This is a genomic window from Candidatus Syntrophosphaera thermopropionivorans, assembly GCF_004353895.1.
Taxonomy (GTDB): domain Bacteria; phylum Cloacimonadota; class Cloacimonadia; order Cloacimonadales; family Cloacimonadaceae; genus Syntrophosphaera; species Syntrophosphaera thermopropionivorans.
Genome location: NZ_SMOG01000023.1, coordinates 1 through 26,684 on the forward strand (window position 1 = coordinate 1; position 26,684 = coordinate 26,684).

General features: G+C 36.5%; 21 protein-coding genes. 14 read left to right on the forward strand and 7 right to left on the reverse strand.

The annotated features are described in order from the left end of the window. Positions 1-490 precede the first annotated feature (490 nt). Positions 491-3,412: a choice-of-anchor D domain-containing protein gene (locus tag E0946_RS06160; RefSeq protein WP_133201597.1), complete on the forward strand. Its 2,922-nt coding sequence runs from the start codon at positions 491-493 to the stop codon at positions 3,410-3,412. An 87-nt stretch (positions 3,413-3,499) separates the two neighbouring features. Here the strand turns inward: E0946_RS06160 and E0946_RS06165 are convergent, their stop codons facing one another. Both E0946_RS06165 and E0946_RS06170 read right to left on the reverse strand, forming a co-directional pair. Next, positions 3,500-4,357: an IS3 family transposase gene (locus E0946_RS06165; protein WP_133201598.1), complete on the reverse strand. Its 858-nt coding sequence runs from the start codon at positions 4,355-4,357 to the stop codon at positions 3,500-3,502. Further along, the gene (locus E0946_RS06170; RefSeq protein WP_133201599.1) at positions 4,351-4,614 is read right to left on the reverse strand and encodes a transposase; all 264 of its coding nucleotides are present in this window, start codon (positions 4,612-4,614) and stop codon (positions 4,351-4,353) included. The genes E0946_RS06165 and E0946_RS06170 overlap by 7 nt, the downstream gene beginning before the upstream one ends. Before the next feature lie 324 nt (positions 4,615-4,938). Here E0946_RS06170 and E0946_RS06175 point away from each other — a divergent pair, with 324 nt between their 5' ends. Then, entirely contained in the window at positions 4,939-5,715 is a 777-nt protein-coding gene (locus tag E0946_RS06175; protein WP_133201600.1) for an exodeoxyribonuclease III, read from the forward strand. A gap of 774 nt (positions 5,716-6,489) precedes the next feature. On the opposite strand, the gene E0946_RS06180 is transcribed toward E0946_RS06175, so the two are convergent. Continuing rightward, positions 6,490-6,939: a DUF5683 domain-containing protein gene (locus tag E0946_RS06180; RefSeq protein WP_133201601.1), complete on the reverse strand. Its 450-nt coding sequence runs from the start codon at positions 6,937-6,939 to the stop codon at positions 6,490-6,492. Positions 6,940-7,138: 199 nt separating this feature from the next. Here E0946_RS06180 and fusA point away from each other — a divergent pair, with 199 nt between their 5' ends. The 11 genes from fusA (at position 7,139) to E0946_RS06235 (ending at position 19,101) form a co-directional block, all read left to right on the forward strand. Continuing rightward, positions 7,139-9,241 (forward strand): elongation factor G, encoded by a 2,103-nt coding sequence (gene fusA / locus E0946_RS06185; protein ID WP_133201602.1) that lies wholly within the window; start codon positions 7,139-7,141, stop codon positions 9,239-9,241. 69 nt (positions 9,242-9,310) lie between these two features. Further along, on the forward strand, positions 9,311-9,619 hold the full coding sequence (locus tag E0946_RS06190) for an STAS domain-containing protein (protein WP_133201603.1): 309 nt from the start codon (positions 9,311-9,313) through the stop codon (positions 9,617-9,619). Beyond that, positions 9,616-10,536: an ATP-binding response regulator gene (locus tag E0946_RS06195; protein WP_133201604.1), complete on the forward strand. Its 921-nt coding sequence runs from the start codon at positions 9,616-9,618 to the stop codon at positions 10,534-10,536. The genes E0946_RS06190 and E0946_RS06195 overlap by 4 nt, the downstream gene beginning before the upstream one ends. Beyond that, entirely contained in the window at positions 10,533-11,336 is an 804-nt protein-coding gene (gene prmC / locus E0946_RS06200) for a peptide chain release factor N(5)-glutamine methyltransferase (RefSeq protein ID WP_133201605.1), read from the forward strand. The genes E0946_RS06195 and prmC overlap by 4 nt, the downstream gene beginning before the upstream one ends. A gap of 47 nt (positions 11,337-11,383) precedes the next feature. Next, positions 11,384-12,631, forward strand: coding sequence for a UDP-N-acetylglucosamine 1-carboxyvinyltransferase (murA, locus tag E0946_RS06205; RefSeq protein ID WP_133201606.1), 1,248 nt, complete (start codon positions 11,384-11,386; stop codon positions 12,629-12,631). Between the two features lie 344 nt (positions 12,632-12,975). Then, positions 12,976-14,694, forward strand: coding sequence for a single-stranded-DNA-specific exonuclease RecJ (gene recJ / locus E0946_RS06210; protein WP_133201607.1), 1,719 nt, complete (start codon positions 12,976-12,978; stop codon positions 14,692-14,694). A gap of 9 nt (positions 14,695-14,703) precedes the next feature. Beyond that, positions 14,704-15,522, forward strand: a complete 819-nt coding sequence (locus E0946_RS06215) for an NHL repeat-containing protein (protein ID WP_133201608.1) — start codon at positions 14,704-14,706, stop codon at positions 15,520-15,522. Beyond that, on the forward strand, positions 15,509-17,074 hold the full coding sequence (gene lnt / locus E0946_RS06220) for an apolipoprotein N-acyltransferase (protein WP_133201609.1): 1,566 nt from the start codon (positions 15,509-15,511) through the stop codon (positions 17,072-17,074). The genes E0946_RS06215 and lnt overlap by 14 nt, the downstream gene beginning before the upstream one ends. Positions 17,075-17,078: 4 nt before the next feature. Then, positions 17,079-17,456: a MerR family transcriptional regulator gene (locus tag E0946_RS06225; protein WP_133201610.1), complete on the forward strand. Its 378-nt coding sequence runs from the start codon at positions 17,079-17,081 to the stop codon at positions 17,454-17,456. Then, on the forward strand, positions 17,453-18,319 hold the full coding sequence (locus E0946_RS06230) for a glycine--tRNA ligase subunit alpha (RefSeq protein WP_133201611.1): 867 nt from the start codon (positions 17,453-17,455) through the stop codon (positions 18,317-18,319). The genes E0946_RS06225 and E0946_RS06230 overlap by 4 nt, the downstream gene beginning before the upstream one ends. Continuing rightward, on the forward strand, positions 18,319-19,101 hold the full coding sequence (locus tag E0946_RS06235; RefSeq protein ID WP_133201612.1) for an N-formylglutamate amidohydrolase: 783 nt from the start codon (positions 18,319-18,321) through the stop codon (positions 19,099-19,101). The genes E0946_RS06230 and E0946_RS06235 overlap by 1 nt, the downstream gene beginning before the upstream one ends. A gap of 9 nt (positions 19,102-19,110) precedes the next feature. Here the strand turns inward: E0946_RS06235 and E0946_RS06240 are convergent, their stop codons facing one another. From E0946_RS06240 to E0946_RS06255, 4 genes are all read right to left on the reverse strand, one after another. Continuing rightward, positions 19,111-20,802: a bifunctional metallophosphatase/5'-nucleotidase gene (locus E0946_RS06240; RefSeq protein WP_133201613.1), complete on the reverse strand. Its 1,692-nt coding sequence runs from the start codon at positions 20,800-20,802 to the stop codon at positions 19,111-19,113. Between the two features lie 5 nt (positions 20,803-20,807). Continuing rightward, a complete protein-coding gene (locus E0946_RS06245; protein WP_133201614.1) occupies positions 20,808-22,199 on the reverse strand; it encodes a hypothetical protein in 1,392 nt (463 codons plus the stop codon). A 12-nt stretch (positions 22,200-22,211) separates the two neighbouring features. Beyond that, positions 22,212-24,833 (reverse strand): ComEA family DNA-binding protein, encoded by a 2,622-nt coding sequence (locus tag E0946_RS06250; RefSeq protein ID WP_133201615.1) that lies wholly within the window; start codon positions 24,831-24,833, stop codon positions 22,212-22,214. 186 nt (positions 24,834-25,019) lie between these two features. After that, on the reverse strand, positions 25,020-25,808 hold the full coding sequence (locus E0946_RS06255) for a phosphatase PAP2 family protein (protein WP_133201616.1): 789 nt from the start codon (positions 25,806-25,808) through the stop codon (positions 25,020-25,022). Between the two features lie 453 nt (positions 25,809-26,261). Here E0946_RS06255 and E0946_RS06260 point away from each other — a divergent pair, with 453 nt between their 5' ends. Next, positions 26,262-26,609 carry a DRTGG domain-containing protein gene (locus E0946_RS06260; RefSeq protein WP_133201617.1) on the forward strand — a complete coding sequence of 116 codons (348 nt, stop codon included), beginning with the start codon at positions 26,262-26,264 and terminating at the stop codon, positions 26,607-26,609. Positions 26,610-26,684: the final 75 nt, after the last annotated feature.

The window sequence follows — 26,684 nt, forward strand, 5'->3', positions numbered from 1 at the left end:
TCATTAACTACAAGATATACAATAAGTTATAACATTTTTAAAATTAAAATTCCTAATTTAGCTCAAAAAAATATTGACAAACACAATATATTTTTATTATTGAGTTAGAATCATAATTTATGGTTATCTAAAAAAACTACTTTATGCTGGAGCCTTAACTCGAGATTTAAAGGTAGAGGTATGAAAAACATATTATTAATTTCTTTATTTCAACAAAATGAAATGGGAATAGGAGGTGTAATATATAATATTAATTTATATAGGTGTATTCAGGTAATTTATAGTTATTGCCTGATTTATTTAAAATGGACCAACCAATATCGCAATCATCCTTGCAGCCTGAAATTTAAGCTGCAAATATAACAAAATGTTAAATGTCGCAACCTGGTTACAGGATAAAGAGTCATTAATCGTCTCACTCTGTATGTTCAATAATTCAATCAAATCAAATCTAATTTTCCAAAATCTAACTCAAAAGGAGTTTAATTAAATGAAAAAACTAACCTTGCTACTCATCATTTTAACACTAAGTACCTTTACTTTTGCTGATATTTATATTATAGGGACAGATGTTACAACCACATTTAATTGTCCTTTTAATGGCTATTATAACTATAACTGGAGTAAAGTGATCTGGACAGCCTCAGAATTGAGCACAGCTGGGATACCTGCTAATACCCCAATAACTGGTTTGGGTTTTTATGTACATAATACAATCTCAAATTGTACAATGCTGGACCAACGAATCTATGTGAGAAATACGATCCTGACCGAATATAGCACAGAAACAGATGAGACTGGAACTGGATATCCTGATAATACTACTTTCAACTATGTATTTCAAGGAGATATTACTTACAATGGAAGTGGCTGGAATTATATTTATTTCACAGTACCTTATACATGGGACGGCACTTCTAATCTTGAATTTCTATTTGAAAACTGGGATGGAACATACACCGAAGACTATCCCCTATTTCGTTACACTTCTACTTCACCGCTTTATACGATTGTATATAAACAATTAGATGCTTCTTTCCCTGCTATACCCGGAACAAGACACTATAGGCGTCCTAATGTAGCTATAGTTACTCCTGCCTCTATTCCTCCAGGAGTACCAGTCCTTAGTTTACCTGTAGATGGCGCTACAGATTTAAGTATTACTCCAACTCTGAGCTGGAGCACTCCCATTACTGGTGGAGATCCTACTGGTTATAGAATTTATTTAGGTACAAGCACAACTTTTACAACACCTTTTGCTGATGTTAATGCTACTACTCTTAGCTATACTGTCCCTTCAACTACCCCCCTTCTATATAATACTACATATTACTGGACTGTTAGTGCTTATAATGCAAGTGGAGAAGGAAATCCGGCTGAGATTAGGAACTTCACTACAAGGACTGATCCTACTATAACAACACTTCCCTATATTACAGACTTTTCCACCTGGATACCTACAAATTGGACACAATTAAAATATCAATTTGGTGGCATACCTGTTACAGGTGGAAGCTGGGAACAGGATGATTGGCTAAATGTTACTTATCCTGTAAATAAAGCAGCAAAAATAAATATTTTCTTTAATACCCATTATGATTGGTTAATTACTCCACCGATACAGATTCCTGCTGCTGGTTATGAACTTAAATTTGATCTAGCGCTAACACAATGGAATACATCTAATCCAGTAGTGCCAGGGGAACAGGCTGATGACAGGTTTTTAGTAGTTATAAGTGATAATCCTGATATGAGTTCTCCTACTATTCTGATGGAATGGAATAACACTGGATCTCCTAATGTATATGATAATATACCAGCTACTGGTGGGACCTATATTATTGCACTTAATGATTATGTTGGTACTAAATATATAGGTTTTTACGCTGAATCTTTGGAAGATACATATGGTGACAACGACTTGTTTATTGATAATGTAATTATAAGAGAAACTCCCTCTGCACCTATTTTAACTTATCGTCCTACTTCTATTAATTTTGGTTCATTACTACAAAATGTTCCTTCTACACCTGTAAATGTGACTATTACTAATTCGGGTGTTGGAACTATACATATAGGTATTAGTGACATCAGTATAATCGGACCATATGCTGCAATGTTCTCGTTCGATTCTACTAATCTTCCTGCTGACCTGAATGCTGGACAATCAGTAATAATCCCTGTTACCGCTACTGTTACAATTGAAGGTCCAGTTAGTGCTACTTTGAGAATTACTTATAATTCAACAAACTATGATGTAGCTCTTTCTGCCGAGGGTTTGCCTGAAGAAACTGTGATCATTGGAACAGGAACATCTACTCAACGTCAACCCTTTGGCATATTATGGGGTTATGAACGTTCTGCTGCGTTGTATAACAATGAACAAATAGATCGTTATGGGATAATAGAAAAAATTGGCTGGAATTGTTCAACTGCTGATGTTTCTCCAGTTCCGTATAAGATTTATATAATGCAGACAAATGATACGGCTTTTACATCTATGACCTGGGATGCCTTTATTGCTAATGCAACATTAGTAGATGAAGGAACATATACATTTTCTACCACCAACTGGCATCTATTTGAACTTGATATTCCATTCTCATACACTTCTGGGCATTTAGTCATTGCAGTAGAAACAGCTTTCGGTCAAGGCGGTATTAGCCCGTATCCTTATTTTTACTATACTTCTGGAACCACCGGATGTCATCAATACTGGTATGCAGATAATACACCTCCAACGGGAAATGGAAGTTTAAATGCAAATATACCTAATATTATGTTAAAATTTGAGGAAGCGCAACCTCCATTACCGGTTGAACTATCCAGCTTCACAGCTGTTCTCACCAATGACTTATATGTCCAGCTTACCTGGGTGAGCCAGTCCGAGACCAATCTGAGTGGATATCGGGTATATCGTAATGAAGAGAAATCTCTGGATAATGCTATCCTCATAACACCCACTATGATTCCTGCTACCAATACCACCCAGGAACATAGTTATACTATTGTGGATAGTGAAGTAGAGAATCATACCACTTACTATTACTGGTTGGAAAGCGTCGACTACAATAACTCTGAGTTCCACGGTCCCGTAATTGTAACTGTAGAAGGTAATGTTCCTCCAGTGCTTCCTGAAGTGACCACTCTGAATAGCGCTTATCCTAACCCCTTCCGTGCTAATAATAGCACTAAGATAGAAGTTGGAATTAAAGCCGGTGAAACAGGAACTTTAACTATATACAATATCCGTGGAGAAGTTGTCAAAGCCGTTAAACTTACTCAGGGATATCATACCATCAACTGGGATGGAAAAGATAACAAGGGTAAAACTTGCGGAAGTGGAATTTACTTCTACAGATTGAATACCCCGAGCTTGAACCAGATCAAGAAGATGGTAATCATCAAATAAACTCCTTTTTAATTGATATAAGGACCCAGCTTTATATGTTGGGTCCTTTTTAGTTTGCCCAGAACGCTTTTGACCCCGTCCCATTTATTATACCACTTGTAAAGTGACACTTTTGCTATCGACATTGTTTTCATAGTTTTCTCTGTATTTAGCAGGCGGCATGAAGTTCAGGGAACTGTGGGGGCGATTATAATTGTAATCAACCCGCCATTTGCTTATCACATCTCTGACTTCAATCGGATTTACAAATGAACTTAAGTCAAGGCATTCTTTTCGGAACTTGCCATTAAAACTTTTCACAAAGGCGTTCTGTTGGGACTTTCCGGGGGCAATGAATCTTAGCTCTACCTTGTTATCCTGGGACCATTTGAACATAATTGAACTGCGAAACTCAGGACCATTATCGCATACTATGAACTGGGGCAAAGGGCGAAACTGCCCTATCTCCGATAATGCCCTGGCAACTCTGTGACCTGAAATGGAGGTATCTACTACCTGGAAAATAAGTTCCCTAGTGAAATCATCAATGATGTTTAGTACTCTGAAGTGCCTACCGTTGATAAAACTGTCTGAGACAAAATCCATTGACCAGCGATGATTAGGGTATTCTGCCTGTATCAATGGCTGTCCTCTGTATTTGACTTGCTTTCTCGGTCGCTTGGGAACCTGCAAGCGGGCTTCGCAGTACAAGCGCCTGATCCGCTTATGATTGACCGAACCAAACTTGGCTCGAACGACACTAACCATGCGGGGTAAACCCCAGCGAACATACTGGTAAGCCATCTCTTTCAGATACTCTGTTATCTGCTGGTTTTCTTTACTCTGTTTGGACTCATAGTAGAGCCCTTTGCGCTCTAACTGAACCAGCTCACAGGATTTTCTCTTGCTCCAGCCTTGATTACTCAGATCCCCAACAGCCGCTTGTTTCTGCTGGGGACTTACCATTTTTTTGAGAGAAGCTCCTTCATCGCTTCGATCTCAAGGTCTCGTTCCGCCACCATCTTTTTCAAACGGCGGTTCTCTATCTCCAAATCATGCTTGAGCTTAGCATCACTTGGTGACATACCACCATATTTGTTCTTCCAGTTATAAAAGGTGTTCCGACTTATGCCATACTTAAGACATATTGCCTTAATCTCTGCTCCTAAATCTGCTTCATTCAGGATCTGGTGAATCTGGGTGTAGGTAAATTTGCTACGCATTGTTTACTCCCTATCTTGTTAAGTTTTTTCTGAACAACAAATTCTCCCGTCAAGCTCCTGCTGTAAAGCGGGAAATTTTTGATCAAAAAAAACAGCATTGCATTCCAATGTGTCACCCTTCCAATGGTGTAAATTTCGGGGATAAGGTCACAATGTGTCACCCTGCCAATGGTGTAAATTTTGGGGATAAGGTCATCTTGATGTCAAATAGAATGTTTTAATATCCTCTATCTATAAAAAATATTTTATTTAGAGCATGGTATTTTCTCTTGACACAATACATATTGTTACATTATATTAATAAAAAAATTTTGAGGTAATGGCTTGGAACTTAATCTCTGGTCTTGGAATGTTAATGGTCTTCGGGCTGCCATAAATAAAGGTTTTCTCGAAACCATTTTAAGAGAGCAGCCAGATTGGTTAGGTTTGCAGGAAACAAAACTACAAGAACATCAAATCCCTTCTGAATTAGGTGTATTGTCCAATTACTATATGTACTGGTCGCATTCTCAGAGAAAGGGATATTCCGGAGTAGCGGTTTTTACTAAGAGAGAACCCCAAAAAATTCTTTATGGCTTTGGTGTACCTGAATTTGACGGTGAAGGAAGAATCATCCGTTGCTTTTATGACAGCTTTATAATATATAATATATATTTCCCTAATGGTCAAATGAGTGATGATAGGCTAAATTATAAACTTAGATTTTACGATAAGTGTCTGGAAGTTATGGAAGAAGATCGCAAAAAATCACCTATGGTTATTGTAACCGGAGATTTTAATACAGCTCATAAAGAAATAGACCTGGCGAATCCAAAGGAAAATGAAAAAACCAGTGGATTCCTTCCTATAGAAAGAGCTTGGTTAGATAAAATTGTAGCAATAGGCTGGATTGACACATTCCGTATGTTCCATCCAGAACCACAACGCTATTCCTGGTGGAGTTATAGAACAAAGGCCAGGCCGAGAAATGTAGGCTGGCGTATTGATTATTTCTTCGTTAATGAAGAAGCAAAAGACCGAATTATAGATGCAGATATTCGTGATGATATTATGGGTTCAGACCACTGTCCAGTGACATTACGTATCTCTGTACCCTCATAATTATTTGAAAGATATATAAAATATAGCTTAAAGTTCCCTTTCCCAAGAATAATTAAAAATAATAATATGTTACATTTAGCTTTATAATTTATACAAAATAAAATGAACGATACTATTAAATATCTAAGACTATATCACACGTAAATGAGCAAAAAATAGATAATAAATTTTTAAATAAATTAGTTCCAAAATCCGTTTTAAAAGAAAGTTATAGGCGAGATTGAGGTTTGAAATTCCCCTTCAGTTAAGCAATATGTTTGAAACTCAAAAAAAATAAATATATAAATTCTATTCCCAACTCCGAGAACTCTTGATTATTAAATGACTCCCTTATACAGCCTTTGAATTGAAAAAATTACAGCTAACTTATTAAACTTCTATATTTTTTTATCAAATTATAAGATTCAAATCCAATTATTATTCAAGCAATTAGACTTATATTTGTCTCATATTTTTGCTTTTATTAGTTTAAGCATTAAGTCTCCCTTAGCTCTCTCCTGTTTCTTTTTTATCTAAAGTGCTAAGAGAGAGGCAAGTAGGAGCTTAGACTAAATCAGCTGGTAAAATAAGCAAAATAAATAAAATATAATAGAACTATTGATATGATAGAATAATTATATTAAGGTATACATAACTATAATGATTATCTAATAGTTATAAAATCAATTGCAATTTACTGATTTATTGTGTCGTATTACAATGTAAATAGCTGCCCTACCTATTCACTATTAATATTAATTATCGTTAAAGCAATTGGATAGAGGATATTATAAACTAAAAATTATACTGCAGCACAATCTCATTTTCAGAAAAGTGTAGATGAATTTTCTCCTTTTCGCTTTCAAAATTGTATAGATGAGCATCAACATAGGCATCTAAGATGGATAAACCTGCAGTAATACCTATCCACCAGAGGTCGTTATTAAATTTATCACGGTAGGTTTTACTTTTGGACTGATAAATTTGCTGTTGAAACTGATCGGTAGTGTTCTCTGCTAATTTTTTATAATCTTCCTGTTTATCTTTATTATAGATAGCGGCACTAATGAGATAACTTTGCACTCCGACCACTGCGCCTGCTTTCCACCAGGCATGATTATAAAGTTGCCCTCCTCCAGGAAAAATAGCAGAATAAAGTGCAGCTTTATTAGGATTTTTAGTTGTCTCTCCCAAGACCATACCTGCACAAACAAGTGCAATTATAGTGATTACAATCTTTTTCAAATCTCTATCCTCTTTTATTCTTCTATTTCTTTCTGTCTTTCTCTGTCAATGTTTTTTTACTTGTCCACTAAAGTCTGGGTAAAATTCTATGCTGGCATTTAATTTTTTAATAAGTAAAAAACTTTTTAATGGACAGAACTGCTTAATCTGTTTTTTTGGAAAATAAGTATAATTTTGGAGAAGAATTAAACGATTTATTATGGAATCAGATAGTAATTTATCAAAAATACGTAATATTGGTATCATCGCTCACATTGATGCGGGAAAGACAACTACTACGGAAAGAATCCTTTATTATTCAGGCTTCTTACACAAAATGGGCGAAGTTCATGATGGCAATACTTTTACGGATTGGATGGAACAAGAAAGGGAGCGTGGAATAACAATTAATTCTGCAACTGTCACCTGTGTTTGGAAAGATAAACAAATCAATATAATAGACACGCCCGGTCATGTAGATTTCACTGCAGAAGTGGAACGCAGTCTTCGTATTCTGGATGGAGCGGTAGGAATCTTTTGTGCTGTGGCAGGAGTTCAACCTCAGTCAGAAACTGTCTGGCATCAAGCTGATCGTTATAAAGTACCTCGTCTGGCATATGTGAACAAAATGGACCGTCTTGGTGCGGATTATGAAAATGTAATATCAATGATTCATGAGCGTCTAACACCTATGGCAAAACCAATAAATATTCCTATCGGCAAAGAAGATGAGTTTGAAGGAGTGATAGACCTTATCACTATGAAATCCTATTTTTTTGATCCCCTTACCTTAGGAGCAGAAATTCATCAAGAAGAGATTCCTGCACATTTACAAGAATATGCCCATAAACAACGAGAAATATTGCTGGAAAGCATAGCAGAATTTGATGATGAGCTGCTTACTGCATATATTGAAGGGGAACAGATAAAAGAAGAATGGATTCGTCGTGCTATTAGGAAAGGAACCATTGAGAATAAATTCTTGCCCGTTCTTTGTGGTTCATCCTTAAAAAATAGAGGTGTACAACTTCTTTTAGATGCTATTTGTGATTTTCTCCCTTCTCCATTGGATGTTCCACCCTGTAAAGGTATTAATCCTAAAACAAAAGAAATTATAACCTTAGCACCTGACCCCAAAGCCCCGTTTGTAGGCTTAGCTTTTAAAGTACAGATTGATAAATATCTTGGTAAATTGGTCTATGTTCGGGTTTATTCTGGCACTTTGAAAAAAGGTTCCAGTTTTCTGAATCAAACCAATGGAAAAAGAGAACGTGCTTCACGCATTTTACAGATGATGAGTAATCGTAAACATGACCTTAATGCACTTCATGCAGGAGATATCGGTGCAATTTCTGGTTGCCGTTTTCTAAGTACTGGAGACACTATCACCGATGGCGCTATAGATATTATTCTGGAAAGGATGCATTTTCCGGAAAGTGTTATCTCTGTGGCTATAGAACCCAGGACTAAAGCAGATCAGGAAGCTCTCCAGAATGCCCTAACTTTATTGGAAGATGAAGATCCTACATTTAATGTCCGAATTGATCCCGAGACTGGACAGACTCTTATATCTGGAATGGGTGAATTGCATCTTGAAATCATTGTAGATAGGTTACTTCGCGAATTTAATGTGGCAGTTAATGTGGGACCACCTCAAGTGTCTTACAAAGAGACAATAACAAAAACCGTGGAATGCGAAGAAACTTTTATGCGGGAATTAAATGGTAAGAGTAACTATGCAAAAGTACGCTTTCGTCTCTCTCCTCTTAGTCAAGAGGAATTAGATAGGGATGTGAAAAATATCTTTATCAATAACATCTCCCCTGAAAAAATCCCTCCAGAATATTATCAACCCATTGAAGAAGCAGCTATGAATGCTTTAAATGATGGACCACTAATCAGTGGCACTGTTGAAAGAGTGAAGATAGAGCTAATAGATGGAGATTATGACCCTGATAATTCCAATGAATTAGCCTTTCGTATAGCTACTTCTATCGCTATCAGTAAGGGTTTACGAGAAGCTGAACCGGTGCTTATGGAGCCTATTATGCTGCTCACTGTAATCAGTCCTGACGATTTTGTGGGTGATATTATTGCTGATATTAATACAAGACGAGGTCACATTTTTGCTTTACGGAAGCACAACGAATTTCAACAGGAGATCTTAGCAGAAGTTCCGCTATCGGAATTATTTGGATATGCCACACGAATCCGTTCCCTCAGCCAGGGCAGAGCCATATACACACTTGAATTTCGTAAATATGAAATCGTACCACCTCAAGTACAAAGTTCAGTTTTAAAACGGATTCGTGGTTATGCTTGATATTAAACTTGACAGCTTTAATTAAAAATATTATAGTAAATATATATAATTACCTTAAAGGAGGATATTATGGATATTGATTTGAAAGTCTCTGAAAACCGTGCTCTTCTAAGTGTTCGTGGTAGCCTTAATAGTGATAATGCACCACAACTGCAAGAAAAACTGAACGAGGTTCTGGAGTCTGATATTAAATATTTAGATATAGACTTCTTTGAATGTGATAATATTAGTAGCACGGCAATCGGCAAACTACTCCTTTTTTATAAAGATTTTATTAGTAAAGGTGGAGAAATGGAAGTTATTCGTTGTTCCACTCCAATTTATGAACTATTTAACATGCTGAAACTCAATCAACTTTTCACTGTTAATTTAGGATGACCGAAGAACTTAATCGTATCCTCGTTGTTGATGATAACCCAGAGATTTTAAATGACCTTGCGACTCTACTGACGATTCATCAATATCAAGTTGATACCACCACCTCTGGTTGTGACGCTATCCGAAGGTTACGAAAAGTATGCTATGATTTGGTTATTTGTGATATTGAAATACCTGATATCAATGGACTTGATTTTTTAGAAAAACTTCGCCAGCATAATTGGACGCAAGAAGTTATAATCATAACAGGATATTTAGAACAGGATTATTTTCTTCGTGCTATACGCTTAGGTGCAGCTGATTTTATCAGCAAACCTATTGATGGTCAACAGTTATTGAACTCCATTGAAGCGGTAAAGAAAAAATCTCTTCTCAAACAAAACCAGACGGTACCCTTAGAAGATTTTGAAGAAGCCCAGCTATCATATGTGATAGACCCTACAAAGTTTTCACAGATAACCATTAATCAGATAATGAATCCTTTTTTATCTCAATATCTGGACCTGTCTCAAGATACCTTAAATGAGCTTCTAATCTGTGCAGATGAAATGCTAACCAATGCCTATTTCCATGGTATATTAGAACTTACAAAAGAAGAAAGAACTCAGGAATTTACCCAGCTGAAAAAGATTATTAGCCAAAAATTGACTGAACCTGCTATTGCCTCCCGTCGTATTCGTTTCACTATTTCTCTAAATAAAGAAAAAAATAGCATTCGCATAACGGTTGAAGATGATGGCAAGGGATTTAATTATAAAAATTGGCTACAACAACTTGCTAAACCTATTTCTATAAATCTGGATTGTTATGGCAGAGGATTGACTATGCTTTATCATCTTTCTGATTCTCTGGTCTTTTCCAAAGGAGGACGAAAAGTTGAAATAATTCGCAAACTCCCCTCCAGGAATGCTGAATGACGGTTGGAGCATTACTGAACAAATACCGAAAAGAAGCAGAGTATCACGATATTTCTCTACTGCTTTGTGAGTTGTTGGATTGTCCCTTTTTAACTTTATCTTTAAGAAAAGAAGAAGAGCTTTCAGATAGGCTGCTGGAAAATTTTTATACTAACTACGCTCGTCTTAGAAACAAAGAGCCTGTGCAATATATAATTGGTAAAGCCTGTTTCTATGGTTTAGAATTTTCTGTAAGCCCTGAAGTGCTAATTCCACGTCCAGAAACAGAGGGTCTAATTGAGCTGGCTTTACAATTTATCCCTGAAAATGCCAAAGTTTTGGATATAGGCACAGGAAGCGGTACTATTGCCGTTACTCTGAAAACATTAAGACCAGACCTAACACTCGTTGCTACCGATATTTCAGCTTCGGCACTTAAAATTGCTAAGCAAAATGCTGATTACAATAACTGCGCAATTTCCTTTTATCAAACAGACCTTTATCCTGAAACTGAAGACAGTTTTGACTTCATTATTAGTAACCCTCCTTATATAAGCCCATCTGACTATGCAAAACTTGATACCCGAATAAAAGAATACGAACCAAAATTGGCACTATGGGCAGAAGAAAATGGACTGATTTTTTATCGTCGCATTCTGAAAGAAGCTAAATCTAAATTAAAACCAGAGGGATTAATTTTCTTTGAACATGGGGATGAACAAAGACAAAATATTATCCATTTAGCTGAAACATATGGTTGGGAAACTATATTGATAAAAGATGATTTAGCTGGATATCCGCGTTATCTCGGCTTCAAATAATTCTAATCCCAGATTTAATCCGAGCAAATCAGAAATAAGGAATGATTATGGAACAATTTATTATAGAGGGAAATCGCAATCTTAGCGGGACCATTCCTGTTAGTGGAGCTAAAAATGCCATCCTTCCTGCTATGGCTGCTTGTTTACTTGCGCCTGGAACCTCTACTCTACATAATGTCCCTCACCTTATAGATTTGAAAACAATGTCCCTGCTCCTACGAGTATTAGGTGCAAAAGTGGAGATGGAAAATGATGTTTTGAGCATAGATGCTTCTCATATTGATTCTTATGAGGCGCCTTATGAACTGGTCAATAAGATGCGAGCTTCTATTTATGTGCTGGGACCTCTTTTAGCCAGATTGGGCATTGCCAAAGTCTCTTTCCCTGGAGGTTGTGCCATAGGTACTCGTCCTGTAGACCTTCATCTTATGGCAATGGAAGCTCTTGGTGCTCATATCACAGTTGAACATGGCTATATAAATGCTAAAGCTGATAAACTTGTAGGAGCTGATATATATTTCCCAAAATCCAGTGTTGGAGCAACTATTAATGCCTTGATGGCTGCTGTTCTGGCTAAGGGAGTGACCAGTTTATTTAATGCTGCTATGGAACCAGAGATTGATGCCACTATTGATTTTTTAAATCTGATGGGAGCTCAAATTTCAGGTAAGGGCACTACCACCTTGGTAATTGAGGGAGTAGAAAAGCTCCACCCTACGGAAATGGAAATGATACCTGACCGGATTGAAGCAGGAACTTTTCTTATAGCAGGAGCCCTGAGCACTAACCCGGTTACGGTTACAAACTGTAATCCCAATCACTTAACTCTTCCCATGGAAAAACTCAGAGCTTCTGGATGTGAATTGGAAGTTGAAAATTGTTCTATAACTGTATATCCCCCTGAAATTATCCAACCAGTTGATATTATCACATTACCCTATCCAGGTTTTCCTACCGACCTTCAAGCTCAGTTCACGGTGCTGATGTGTTTAGCAGATGGCATAAGCTTTATAGAAGATACTATTTTCCCTGATAGATTCGCCCATGTTGCTGAATTAAATCGTCTTCAGGCAGATATTAGAGTGGAACAAAATATAGCCAGAGTTAAGGGTGTTAAGAAATTAAGCGGTGCCGAAGTTATGGCAACTGATCTTCGTGCGAGCGCTGCTTTAGTGCTTGCTGGTATCGCAGCTGAAGGAAAAACTGTTATCTCTCGTATCTATCATATTGACCGTGGTTATGACCATATAGAAAAAAAATTAAATGCTATTGGGGCTAAAATAACCCGTTCCTGATTCAATACTAAAAAAACCTATAATGATACCATAAGAATCTAAAATAGATTTTCTTTTCTTTTTGAGAGTCTAAGTAAAAAACCATTAAAAAGCCCATTCAGAACTGTCTTTCTTACCATATAAAATAAAGCATATCAATCTTGATAAGCTTGATAGACAAAATATCTTGCTATTTTCTTACTTAATTTTTTTCTTTACAGGATAAGCTAAATAGTGATAATGGTCAGTTGTGGTTTTGAACTTACCATATAGATGATAAGTAGGAGATAAAATCGCAAGTTCTGGTTTAGGTTGGATAAGCTAATATATTGATAAATATTATAATATATAAATAAAGAGGCTATATGGAGAAGGAATGGAAAATGCCACCTGAGCTCTCTGAAGAGGATAAACAGAAGATTAAAGATATTTCTGTTTCTTTGAAATGTCCAAAGATTGTGGCAGAATTACTTTATAGAAAAGGATTAATAACAATTGAGGAAATAGATGCCTTTTTACATCCTCGTTTAGATGGGCTCTTTGATCCTTTTCTTTTCCCTGATATGGAGAAAGCTGTTCAGCGGATTATACGAGCTATAGATAAAGGTGAAAAAATTACCATCTATGGTGATTACGATGTTGATGGCACAACTGCTACCACCTTACTATATTTAGGTTTGAATCGGATAGGGGCTAATATAGATTACTATATACCTCATCGGATGATTGATGGTTATGGACTGTCTCTTTCAAGTTTAGACCAATTAAAGGAAAATGGTACTGCGTTGATTATAAGTGTTGATTGTGGAGTTAACGCTTTAGAAGAGATTGAAGCTATCAATAAACGAGGTATGGAAATTATAATTACAGACCATCACAATCCGAAGGAAGAACTTCCCGAAGCAGTAGCTATTATAAATCCAAAACTTCCAGGTTGTACCTATCCTTTCCCTTATTTAGCAGGAGTTGGAGTAGCTTATAAACTTTTAATAGCAATTTACCAAGCCAGAGGATTAGAATCCCTTGAAAACACTTTAAAATATATGGATTTAGTAGCAGTAGGAACCATTGCTGATATAGTTCCCTTAATAGGAGAAAATAGAATTTTTGCCCATATAGGATTACAGCATTTAAAAGAAAAGAAAAATCTCGGCTTGAATGCTTTAGTTCAGATAGCAGGCTTAAAAAGTAAAGTTTTAGATAGTTCTGATATAGTGTTTGGCTTAGCTCCTCGTATTAATGCTGCCGGAAGAATGGGTTCTGCTTCTTTAGCGGTAGAACTCCTTATTTCACGGGATATAGAACAAAGTAAGGAACTGGCAGAAAGTATTGAAAGATTGAATTCTCTGAGACAGCAAGAAGACCAGAAAACCTTCCAGGAAGCCTGTGAGATCATAGAAAAAAAATACTCTAAGCTGGAAACTGTTCCCTGTATCGTTGTCTCTTCTGATGATTGGCACCCTGGAGTTATAGGAATAGTTGCTTCCAAACTGGCAGAAAAATATTACCGTCCTGTTTTAATGATTTCTTTCAAAGAGGGCTGGGGTTGCGGTTCTGGAAGAAGTGTGGCAGATTTTGACCTATTCAATGCTTTAAAAGCCGTAGAACACAATCTTCCCAGTTATGGAGGTCATAAATATGCCGTGGGATTCACTATATTACAGGAATACCTGGACCGTTTTGAGAATGAACTATCCCGTTATATTGCAGACCACCTTCAATTAGAACAAATAAAACCATCTCTGGAAATAGACCATGAGATAGAGCTTTATGATATCAGCGAATTTCTGCTGGATTGGATTGAACAATTTGCTCCTTTCGGACCTGAAAATAGCCGCCCGGTAATGCTGACTCGTAATGTTACTATTGCTGGTTATCCTTACACCGTAGGCAGAAATCATCTGAAATTGAAAGTGGTCAAAGATGGTGTTCAGCTTGACCTTATTGGCTATAATTTAGGAGATTATCTTCCTCTCCTGAAAAAGAATATGGAAATTGATATTGTCTATACTCTGGAATACAATCGCTTTGGGGATAAAATTAATATCCAGGGCAAACTAAAAGATATCCATTGGTCTAAGTAAAGGTTTTTTATGAAAAGATGCTTTGGAATTTTCATTATTCTCCTTTCTCTTTTATTCCTGGGAAATTGCGCTGATAATAGCTTCATAGCGCGAAGAGATATAGACCATTTTGAATTCATAAGAGCTATCCCCGTAGGAATTGAATATGATAAAGCAATCTACAGTGCTCCAACTAATTCGGTCTTTGCTATGCAGAGGGCAAGTCAAGAGATTCATATCTATAGGGATGGCAAAAGGATAAATTCTATTGGAGGTCTGGGATTTGACCGAACCAATTTCCAGAGGTTAAACGATATTGGAATTGATACTGATGGAGGATTACTTGCTCTGGATAAGGTTACGAAGGTCTTGCGAAAATTCTCACCTGAGGGTCTTTTCATTTCTGAAATCAAATTTGATACTCTTAATCAACCTGAACTTTTCTGCATTGGAAAGGATGGCACTATTTTTGTCTATGATTCAACCAGTTCAGAAATCATCTCAATCTCTCCTTTAGATACAAAGGAACTTTACCGTTTTGGTAGATTTGAGATAGATCAACCTATGTATATTGATTGCAATAACGATTTTCTTTTTGCCTATAACTCTAAAAAAAATGTCACTTATGTTTTCTATCTCTATGGGCAATATAAGGAAACTTTAACCGGTCAATTTGTTTATGACTTGATCAATCATCCTATAAGCGTTAATAATATATATCCATTAATTGGTCGTCAAACACCCCCAAAATTAATGACTACAAATGCTCAGATGCTTACTTTACTTTATCCTCAAGAAATCTGTCTGGTTAAAATAGTTTACAAAAGAGGTATAGATGCGACGCCGTAATCTACTTTTAACTTTTTTAAGTGCATTAATGTTAGCCCTTTCACGATTACCATTTCATCTCGGATGGATGGTGTTTTTTGCCTGGGTGCCCTTACTTTATGTATTTGAGACAGGAAAAGCAAAAAGTGGTGATTTACTTCGGATGGGCTTCATTATGTCTATCGTCTATGTGAGTATTGTATTCTACTGGGTAACTCTGGTTACCATACCTGGTTTGATAGGAATGATAGCTTTTTATGGTTTCGTTTATTATATCCTCTTTTATGCTATAAATCGCATTTTCCTTGTTTTACCTAAATGGCGATATCTGGGGTTTATATCAATTATGATAACCTTTGAGTATATTCAGAATTTTGGAGAGACCCGTTTCCCCTGGTTCAATTTAGCCTATTCTTTAGCTGATTATACTCATCTTATTCAATTTGCTGATATTGGAGGTGTTGTCGGTCTATCTGCTTTAATCCTGTTAATAAATATATTGATTCATTTATTGCTTCCCACTAGTCAAAAATTCTTAGAAAACCGCGGTCGCAATCATTATGTAAATACTTCACCAAGAAAAAGGCAGATAACTTCTGTGGTAGCAATAGTTATTATCTTAATCAGTTGGTGGGGATATGGAGAATACTGTTTAAAAAATCTGCCTTTAGAAAAGCATGAGGCAGGAATATTTGTGGTGCAACCTTCCATTGACGCAAGAGAACGCTGGAAACCTGAACAATATGATAAGTCCCTGGAGCTTTTCCGTCAACTAACTTTGGAGGCAGTTGCAGATTCTGCTAAACTTGTAATCTGGCCAGAAGGAGCTATGATAGGTGATTTAGCCAGTGATTATGCTGCTCAACGCGACCTTCAGAGAATTATAGATGAAGCTCAAGTTGATATCTTTACTGGCTTTCAGCATTACGAAACAGATGTAAATCATCCTCGGGGAGAACGAAGCTATAATGCTGCCTCCTTATTTCAGCCAGATAATTTTCATAATGAACTATATTTCAAGAATATTCTTGTCCCCGTAGCGGAAAGAATGCTCTGGATGGATATATTTCCCTTCTTATGGAAACTGGATTTAGGTCAGGCAAACTGGGAATTCGGCACTAAACTGGCTTATTACGAAAGCGGAGGTTATCGTTTTTCGCCTTCTATCTGTTATGAACTGGCATTCCCTGAAATCTTTCATCGTATGGCTATTCCAAGAGATTCTCTTTCTGGTGAGTTTAATAAATGCGATTTTCTGGTTAATATTACTAATGATGGATGGTTCGGAACCTCTTATGGTCCATGGTTACATGCTATGATGGCAAGATTTAGAGCCATAGAAAATCGCATCCAGATTTATCGTAGTGCTAATACTGGTATTTCTCTCATTGTTGACCCTAAAGGTAGAATTCTGGCACAGACCAAATTAAATGAAGTATGTGTTATCACCGCTCCACTTTATACTACTCCCAAGATACCAGTAATTAGAAGAATATATAAATATCCCTTCATCTTTGTTGGGATAGCCCTTCTTCTGGCGCTTATTGCCAGAATAAAAAAACCTGGAGGGTAACATTATGAAAAAATATTATTACACTATTGGGGAAGTAAGTAACTTGCTGGGTGTAAAACCTTATGTAATACGCTATTGGGAAAGCGAATTCAGTTTTCTCAAACCGCGCAAGGAATCGGGAAGAATTCGTAAATATTCCGAGGAAAATATTGAGCTCCTGCGTAAAATTCAAGATTTACTCTATAATCAACACTATACTATTGAAGGAGCGAGACAAAAATTGAAACAGGAACTCCGCAATAAAAGTTCCCACGAGCCAGTACCAGTTTCCCCACAAAATAACGCAATAAATGCAGAACTCCAGGAAAATCTTGCTGCTTTACGGCAAAACCTGAAAGAAATATGCAATTTGTGTCATCAATTACGGAGTAGAAAAATATGAATTTTCAAGACCTCATTTTGACCCTGCAAAATTATTGGTCAGAACAAGGATGCAATCTGATGCAACCTTACGATATGGAAATGGGTGCAGGAACTTTCCATCCCTCAACTTTTTTTGGTGCTTTAGGTGGAAAACCGGTTTCTGTGGCTTACACACAACCTTGCCGTCGTCCTAAAGATGGAAGATATGGAGAAAATCCTAATAGACTGCAACATTATTTTCAATTCCAAGTTATTATAAAACCAGGACCGGATAATATCCAAGATATTTATTTAAAAAGTCTGGAAGCTATTGGTATAGAAATAGCCAAGCATGATATACGTTTTGTTGAAGATGACTGGGAATCCCCAACTTTAGGAGCCTGGGGTTTAGGCTGGGAAGTCTGGCTGGATGGAATGGAGATAAGTCAATTTACCTATTTTCAACAAGTAGCAGGTTTTGATGTATTTCCTATCAGTGTAGAACTAACCTATGGTCTGGAAAGGCTGGCTATGTATATTCAGGATGTGGATGACTACCGAAAATTACGCTGGAACCATCATACTCTTTATGGAGAATTGTATTTCTCAAGGGAAGTAGAATATTCGGAATACAATTTCAATGCCGCTGATACTTCTTTACTTTTTGACCTCTTTGCTGATTATGAAAAGGAATGCCGTGAATTGCTTGCTAAAAATCTTGTCTTCCCTGCCTATGATAATCTATTGCATTGTTCTCACACCTTTAATCTTCTGGAAGCCAGGGGAGTGATTAGTGTAACGGAAAGAGCTGCATATATTGCCAGAATTAGAGCACTGGCAAAAGAAGTGGCTACAGCGTATCTTGCTAAATATGACGACAAAACCAGAAAGCTGGAATTATAATGATATATTCCGAATGGCACTTTGGCAATGATAATATTCCTCTTCTGACTACAGCAATTCATAATGGACATCACTTTCCTCTTGAACTTGTAGGATTCTGTGGAGTTGACGAAAAAGACCGCTTACGAGAAGAAGACCCCTACACTTCGGAATTTGCTTCTCTTTTCCCTAATTATGTAGTCAATTACACCTCTCGTTTTGTGGTAGACCTAAATCGGTCTTTAGAAAAAGCGGTATATTTAAAGCCTGAAGATTGCTGGGGTCTTAATCCATGGTTAAAACCACTTCCAGAAGAGTATTTAAATAATCTCTATGAAGATTATGATGCCTGGTATTCCTTACTTCGTTATCAAATTGAAAGAATGCTAAAAACTCATCCTTTTCTCATTATACTGGATTTACATAGCTATAATTATCTGAGAAACGGACCAGAAGCTGAACCGGAACAAAATACTCCAGATATAATTATTGGCAGAAGTAATCTTAAATCCGATTACTATCCTTTAATTGATAGCTTAAGAGAAATAATGGGGAATAAAACCCTCCAGAATAGAAAATTAGATTGTCAGCTGGATGTAAAATTCTCCGGAGGAAATCTTTCGCAATGGCTGAATGTCCATTATCCGGACAAACTTATATGTCTGGCTATAGAATTTAAAAAAATATTTATGGATGAATGGACGGGTGAACTTTATCCAACTACTTTTACTCAGCTCAAGACTCTATTTAAAGAATCCATCGCTTCCTGGTTACAGAACTCTTTCAATATTCAGCTAACTTAATTAAAGAAACTATTCTTCCTTTTTTGTCGCCTGACTTTTAGCTCTTAACATTTCTGGAGTTGGCTTGGCATTATCATCTCTTTTCCAGCGATCGTCAATCTTTGTATGTACTGGACTGTGTTGTTGAAAGTAACGGACAATAGCATCGCGAAGGTTTATCTGATGATAAATGATATTCTCTTTAGGAACCTGAGTGAGCAAAGTTAAGCCTGCATTGCCTTCCATTAAGAAGTCAGTAGTAACGCAGGTATAGATTTTATTAGGATCCCAGGGTTCACCTCCGACTTTCAAAGAAGTTACTCTGTCGTAATTGGGACGCTTTTTAGAATAAACTACATTAACTCCTGAAACAATTAGACCGTGCCGAGAACCTTCAACCCTGGTTTCAATAATACGACGAAGAAATTCTCCATCACAGGTAAAACTTACCAGCATATTGTCAAAAGGCATAACTTCAAAAATATCTCTATAGGTTACCGGACCAGCTTTTATATCTGCTCTAACTCCTCCCAGATTAAGAAAGGCAAAATCAGCCTTTACTTCATTACGCATAGCATCAACAATCATATTGCCTACCAGACTTTGAGCATCATAATTGGTCCTGGTTAAATTTACTGCCGCATAACCTACAACCTCATCCATTCCTTCTTCAGCTTTTGCTACCTGTTCTTCAATGATAGGTGAGATTTCTGCATCTGGAATGAACTCTTCTTCAAATAGAGTTATCATCAATCCATCGGTTAAAGCAGGAAGTTTATAACCTGAGACACTTTTGGTCTCAGAATCAATCGTGAGCGTCATCCATCCCAGATTTGAGCCATAAGCATAACCTTGGATAACCATAGTATGAGTGTAAGGGTCTATCCAAGGACTGGGAATTCCTTTATGAATATGACCTCCAACAAAAAGGTCAATTCCGGGAACTTCTCTTGCCAATTCCTGAGCATCATAGCCCCAAACTGCATATCTTTCAGTAAAGAGTGGATTCCCTTTATTATCATAACGCGTTAAATAGGTCTCAACATTATCATAGGGTAATCCGGCATGACCAAGAACTATCACAATATCTGCTTGTTCTTCTTCCCGAACAATCTTTACATATTTGGTTAAAGATTCCTTTTCATCAAGAAAATCAAGGTTTTTTATATTTTCTGGGAAACTCATCTTTTCTGTATCTGTAGTGGTAAGACCAATAATTGCTATACGGACACTCAATCTATCTACTATAATATAAGGAACAACATAAGGGGGGAAATCTCCTGTTCTTTTATCTATGATATTACAAGAAACTACAGGAAACTTTGCCAGGGCGAGAGTCTCTTTTAGCTCGTCTTCGGTTATATCAAATTCATGATTACCCAGAGTCATTGCATCATAGCCAATAGCATTCATATATTCAATGATAGCTTTCCCCTTAGTTATTGTCCCTACAGGTCTCCCCTGGAAAAAATCACCAATATCAAAAAGTAGTGAAGACCTCTGGGCATTGCTTAAAGAACGAGCATATTTTATGAGAGTTGCAGCAGAGGCTCCTCCACCTAAACGAGGAGGGAAGTCAGGATTAATAAAGGTCGCCTCAGAGCGGTCTATTCCTCCATGCATATCATTGGTGAACATAATATCCAGATATAGGTCTTCCGCAAAAATGCCCGAGGCAAGAAAGAGGAAGGAAAGGATGATTAATATTATTTTGCTTTTCATTGTTTTTACCAGGTATAGCTTAGACTGGTGCTAAGGCTGATATTACTTTCCCTAACTTTATCAGGATTTTCCCAGCCTCTATCAGTTAAAACGATGTGTTGATTAGGCCAGAGCTGATAACTGTTTTCACCAGTATAATGACGGTCATCATAATAGGAATCACGGAAGAGGTCTAAAGCCTCATATTCTCTCCAGGAATATCCAAATCCAAGGTCCAGATGAAGTTTATCAGTTAAGGGAATACTGCTTCCACCAGTTATCATAGGTGTTATTATTCTTTTAACTATAATAGAATTATCTGCTTCCACCGTTCTGAGATAGCTATTGGTAGCTTGAAATCCGAAGCGGAAAGGTAAACTATATTTAATATTATGTTCCACTCCAGCATAGAAATTTATCACATCATCATATTGGTCTCCTATTTCAGAAAACCGAACATATTCACCTTCAAGATTGAACCAGGTGCGCATAATATTTCTTGGTTGATAGTTAATACCTAAACGAAACTCACTGGGTAAGATATAATCTTCCTTAGCATTAGTAGTAGAACTGACTTCTACTCCACCATAAGTTTTAACCCAATCAATAGTTCTATCCAGAGTAGTCTTAAATGTATAGGTCGCACCTATTCCAAGTCGCTTATTTATACGAGCTGACACTCCTATTTTATATCTATAACCATCCCAATCTACATTTTCTTTATAAATAGAATCTGGTAACACTCCTTCACCAACCGTATCAATTGCCCATTGAGTCCAGAGAATATCTTTTTGATATTTAGTATTCCCCCAGAGCTTACCAAAATCAAAACCAAGATTTAGTTCTGAATTTTCACCCAGAGCAAAACCCAGACTTAACACCCCCGAAGCTTGATTTAACACACCTGCATTTTCTATGGTATTAACCGCTATCTTTTCTGGATAATTATCATTATCGGTATTACGGTTATTACGAATTTCTTCTTTATAATCCCCATCAAAACTCAAAAGAGGCTGATAATACGCTCCTATACCTATTCTTAATTTCCAGGGTTTAAAACTTACAAATCCTGTTGTAGCATAATCATCATAAAAATTTAGATTGGAAGCATAAACTGAGTCATCTATATAATTATCAAAGGAATTATATAAAGGGACAGCTCTATTATCTTCATTGCGGTTCAGAAAGAAACTTCCTTCTAATCCAGCAGGTCTATTTATTAAAGTTAGGTTAGCTGGATTTAAAGTAATCGCAGAAGGTCTTAGTTCATTAAAAATACCAGTGCTTCCCATTGCATAACTACGAGCATCCAGCATTCCGTAGCGATTACCAAAATAATCATCAGTTATAGACCAGGCAGATAAACCAGCTATTATAATTATTGATAATATCACACTTAAAGCTAATTTCTTAATCATTCTTCCTCCACATTAATAACGGTATTCAAGACTCAGCCGGATAGTGTTTTCTTTATGTTCCACCCGTTGAAATAGATTTTCACCTTGAACGGGAACATTATATTGTCGGATGCTGAGTTCTTGAGTCTGATAAGTTTTATTTCTATATTTTAGGGTTAAATACATATTTTGAGAAATACGGGAATGAAGTGCCACCCAGAATTTTGCACCTTTTTCTCCCATAAAATCTATCTCCATATCTTCCCAATCCCAATGTGAAATCCCATGTCCGAACCAATATATGAAAGAGCCCTGGAGCTTGAGATTAGTGTTGAAGTTGTGAGTATAATTAACGCCTATATAATCACCCACCATTAGAGTTTGAGCCGCTGCCATAGTATTATTACCCGGTTCAGCAGGATAGGTTAAAGAGGTGTAAGGCGGACCCCAGACTGTGTTATAGCGATATTCAAACTCCAGAAAATCGCGATTGGAAAGAAAAGTTCGGACGCTAACTGTATATTCATCAGTCTTAGAAACTCCTCGTTCTGCATAATCATCATATCTATTAACCTGATTCTTATATCTTAATCTTAAACCAAGTGCATAGATAGGGCGAAATTCCAGCTCAGTTTGGAAACGAACAGAACGACGACCATCTGTTAATCTTTCATAGATATCCAGATAACTTCTATTTATGGTAAAGAAACGGTCAAATTTATATCGCGTTTCAAAATATATTCCTTCTTCTGGTTGAGCTTGGGAACAATTCAAATATAAATCTGAAAGCGTTGGATTGGTAAGAGCATATATATTCTTTTCCAGGATAGTATCTTCAAAGCGTTGGTGTTCAGAGTAGGCATTGCTATAAGGATTATCAAAATCAACATCATAATGCCGATATAGACTAATAAAATAGAGATTATCAAATTGAGTGTGAGCACTTATTAGATAGGCTTTAGGATCATCACCTAATTTTAAGTCCGAACCATCAACACTCAGTTCTGCATATTCACCTTCAATTGATATATTCCCCAGAGTAGTGTGTCCATCAAATCCAATCACTCTTCTGTAATCACGACTATAAGTATCTGTCCTGGTGCTATAAAGATTGGCAATTTCAGCATCCATCATCTTAAATTTAGGATAGTAGTAGGAATCACGCACCAGTAAGGTTTTTAAATCATTATAGTCCGGTACCATAAAATAAGCATCATCATACAGTGCTGTGTAGGTGGTAAAACCAATCTTGGTCCCAATAAAAGGATTCACTTGCAGATGAGTGCCCCAGAGCTTTTCTTTCAAGGCATCTTTGCGATAGGCAAGATTTATATAATTGGTTGCATAAGGTGTTCCGCTTTGTAATTCTTGATTAAACATAGCTTCAGCTTCACGCAATTCATCGTTATCAAAACGGATAGTAGGAACCACATAGCTGAATATTTTATCTTTCCCCTCTTCTTTAACTGTATTGCCATACTCATCTACATACACAATTGCATCTTTATCATCCTGAGAGAACCAGAAAGATAAACCAGCATAGGGATGGGTAAGCTCAAAAGCTGCACCACGAAGAGCATATTCTTGTGTGCGAGAAAGGTCCGGAGTGATACCAAGAATTCTTTTACTGAAGCCATATCCAGTTTTCCGGGCACTATAGAAATCAGTATTTTCCATCACTAATCCTTCTCCGTAAGTAACCCTATAGTTTCCCAGATATATTTTCAAACGCGTATTATCCAACAGAGGAAGCTCATTATTTTCGTAGCCTGCATAGAACTTGGAATCTGCCAGAATTTCCTTGGTTGTCTTATCACTTAAAGAGGTTTCTCCTTTTGCCTTATAATGCATCCAGCCAATTTTATAATTATTCCCATATCTGGCACGTAGCTTAACCATAACATCAGGGTCTATCTTATCCATATTGAAATAGCCCCAGTAAGATAGGTTCTTATGTTGAGGAACGACTATGCTGGAATTACCATAATCATTCCGTAAGAATGGCTCATGATACATATCTGAAGCACCTTCTTCCAGATAACGAGTGTAGTATTGCAATTCCGCATCCCAGAAAAACCTGTTCTTTACTGGTGGCTCTTTATAATATACATAGCTACGTAAATTGGTATAGCCATAATAGGATAGACCTGTAGTATTGCGAAGATCTCGCATATCAGCAATGGTATCACCTAAAGCCACTCTCTTAAGAATGCTTACAGCATCAACGGAAGAGACATTGGGTAGACTGATGAAATCGTCAAAATGCATTTTATTAACATTATGTGGGGTCATCAAATAGTCCTGCCATACATCAGACATACCTTCTGATGAACCTTCATTGCTATCCAGCCTTTCCAATAAATCCTGGATTTGTTGCCTTCTCGCTAATGCCTCATCTTCTTCCTGATAAATTGAAACCACTACCAAATCTTTGAGATTGAGTAGCGTCTTCTGGTCTATAGAAGGAATGTCTCGTAATTGATACACATCTTTAAATATTGAAACATATTCTCTATATTCCAGAATGTCTCTTGCCTGCTTTTCCGTAATTGGAAGTTGCATCAACTCCTCAAAAGTTGCAGTATTCAAATCTATCTTTGCAACTAACGGCATCACGCATAACAGGACAAAGAAAAAGACAATAAACTTTTTCATTACCTATCCTTATAATAAGTTATATATTGAAAGGGAAACCTTATTTCTTATGAAATTCAATAAACTCAAACTCTATAATCTGTAAAGGATTTTTTATTTAAATTTATAGACCTGCGTTTGTGGATAGTCTAAATAATCATATTCTCCATCTAAATTTAAAGTAACCTCACGATCAAGGGTATTTCTTTAAAATTCATAACAAAACCCTATCCCCGATAAATAAGGAGAAAAATTGAAAGTTAAACGGGGTGTATCTTTAAGAACTAATTGAGCAGTAAAATAACCAATTATGGAACCAATAAAGACATCACTACTCCAGTGTTTATCATCATTTAGTCGGGAACAGGAAGTTAGTATTGCTATGGTATAGGAAAGGGGAGGAACCCATTTATTTTCTTTATATTGCTCTGCAAAGATAGGCGCTAAACTCCAGACCAGTGTGGAATGTGCAGAAGGGAAAGAATCATTATGCAATGAAAAAGAACCTGTGCTCCAGAATTCTTTTCCTTCTTCTGTTTCAGGTCTTGGTCTTTGAGTTATAATTTTTAAAGATAAGGTTAAACCTTGAGCTAAAACTGCACTTTTTATACTCAACAATCCAGTTTCCACAGTTTTATCAGATTTAAGACAATAACCGGATAAAGTCATAACCCCTAAAGCTGGAAACATATATTTAGCATTACCAAAAACTTCAAATACCGTAAATATATCATCCACTGACTCTATACGATTTCTTTGATAAAGGTCTCGTAAATATTCATCTTCCAGATAGAGCATTCCTCCTGTTAAAAGTAATCCACCTGCCTTCAGATAGTCATCTTTCGTCCAGTTAAAAGGAGCTGTGGCTCCCTTATAGATAGTGGAAGGATAGGAATATAGATATTCACTAAGATAAGGAATAGTCACTTCAGCTGATAAACTGGTTATAATCAACATCGCTAAGCTTATAAAGACAAAGATATAAGATTTTTTCATCATTAATTCCTGAATCTGGTAGCTCTTATATTACCTTAATATAAATCAAAACTAATCAGGCAAGATAATTTTAACCCTTAATCAAATAAAGTTATATTAATAAAACTATGATTAGAACTGGATAGATAAGAAACCTTCCCTATTTGTCTATTTTCTGACTCTTCTCCTTTATGTTATGTTAAAATATCAATAAAGCTCAGACCATATATTTACAGTTTGAATAAATTATCCTTGGTCAAAAACAGATTAATTTTTTGTCTTCTCTATTACCAAACTGGCAGGTATCACCCCTAATTTTGAAAATAAATTTGATAAGATAAAATAGCATACTATGATTCAGACAAAAAGAAGAAAAAAGATAAATAATCTTCACTATTATAACTCTAACTATTTCCTTGACTTTTAAATGCATTTCATTGAACTGGTTATAAATCTGAAATAAGGTAATATAGGATGAAATTATCGGATATAGTAAAGATACTGGATGCAGAAGTATTAACACCAGAGGTAAATCTGGATATAGAAGTTCCCTGTGCTTTTGCTTCTGATTTGATAAGTGATATATTGATGTGCACCAAAGAGCCAACTTTACTTCTCACAGGTTTGACCAATCAGCAGGTAATTCGCTTAGCGGATATGATTGATATTATTGGGATTGTATTTGTACGCGGAAAGAAACCACCAGCAGAAGTTATAGAGATGGCAAAAGAACGCAATCTTCCCTTAATTTGCACGAAAAACACGATGTACCGCTCCAGCGGTCTATTGTTTAATGCTGGATTACGCAGTTGCCGAATCTGAAATGGCGGAATATTGGTACATCCGCCCTGGATATGAAAAAGCTGTGCAAAAGCATTTTGAAAATCAGCAAGAACC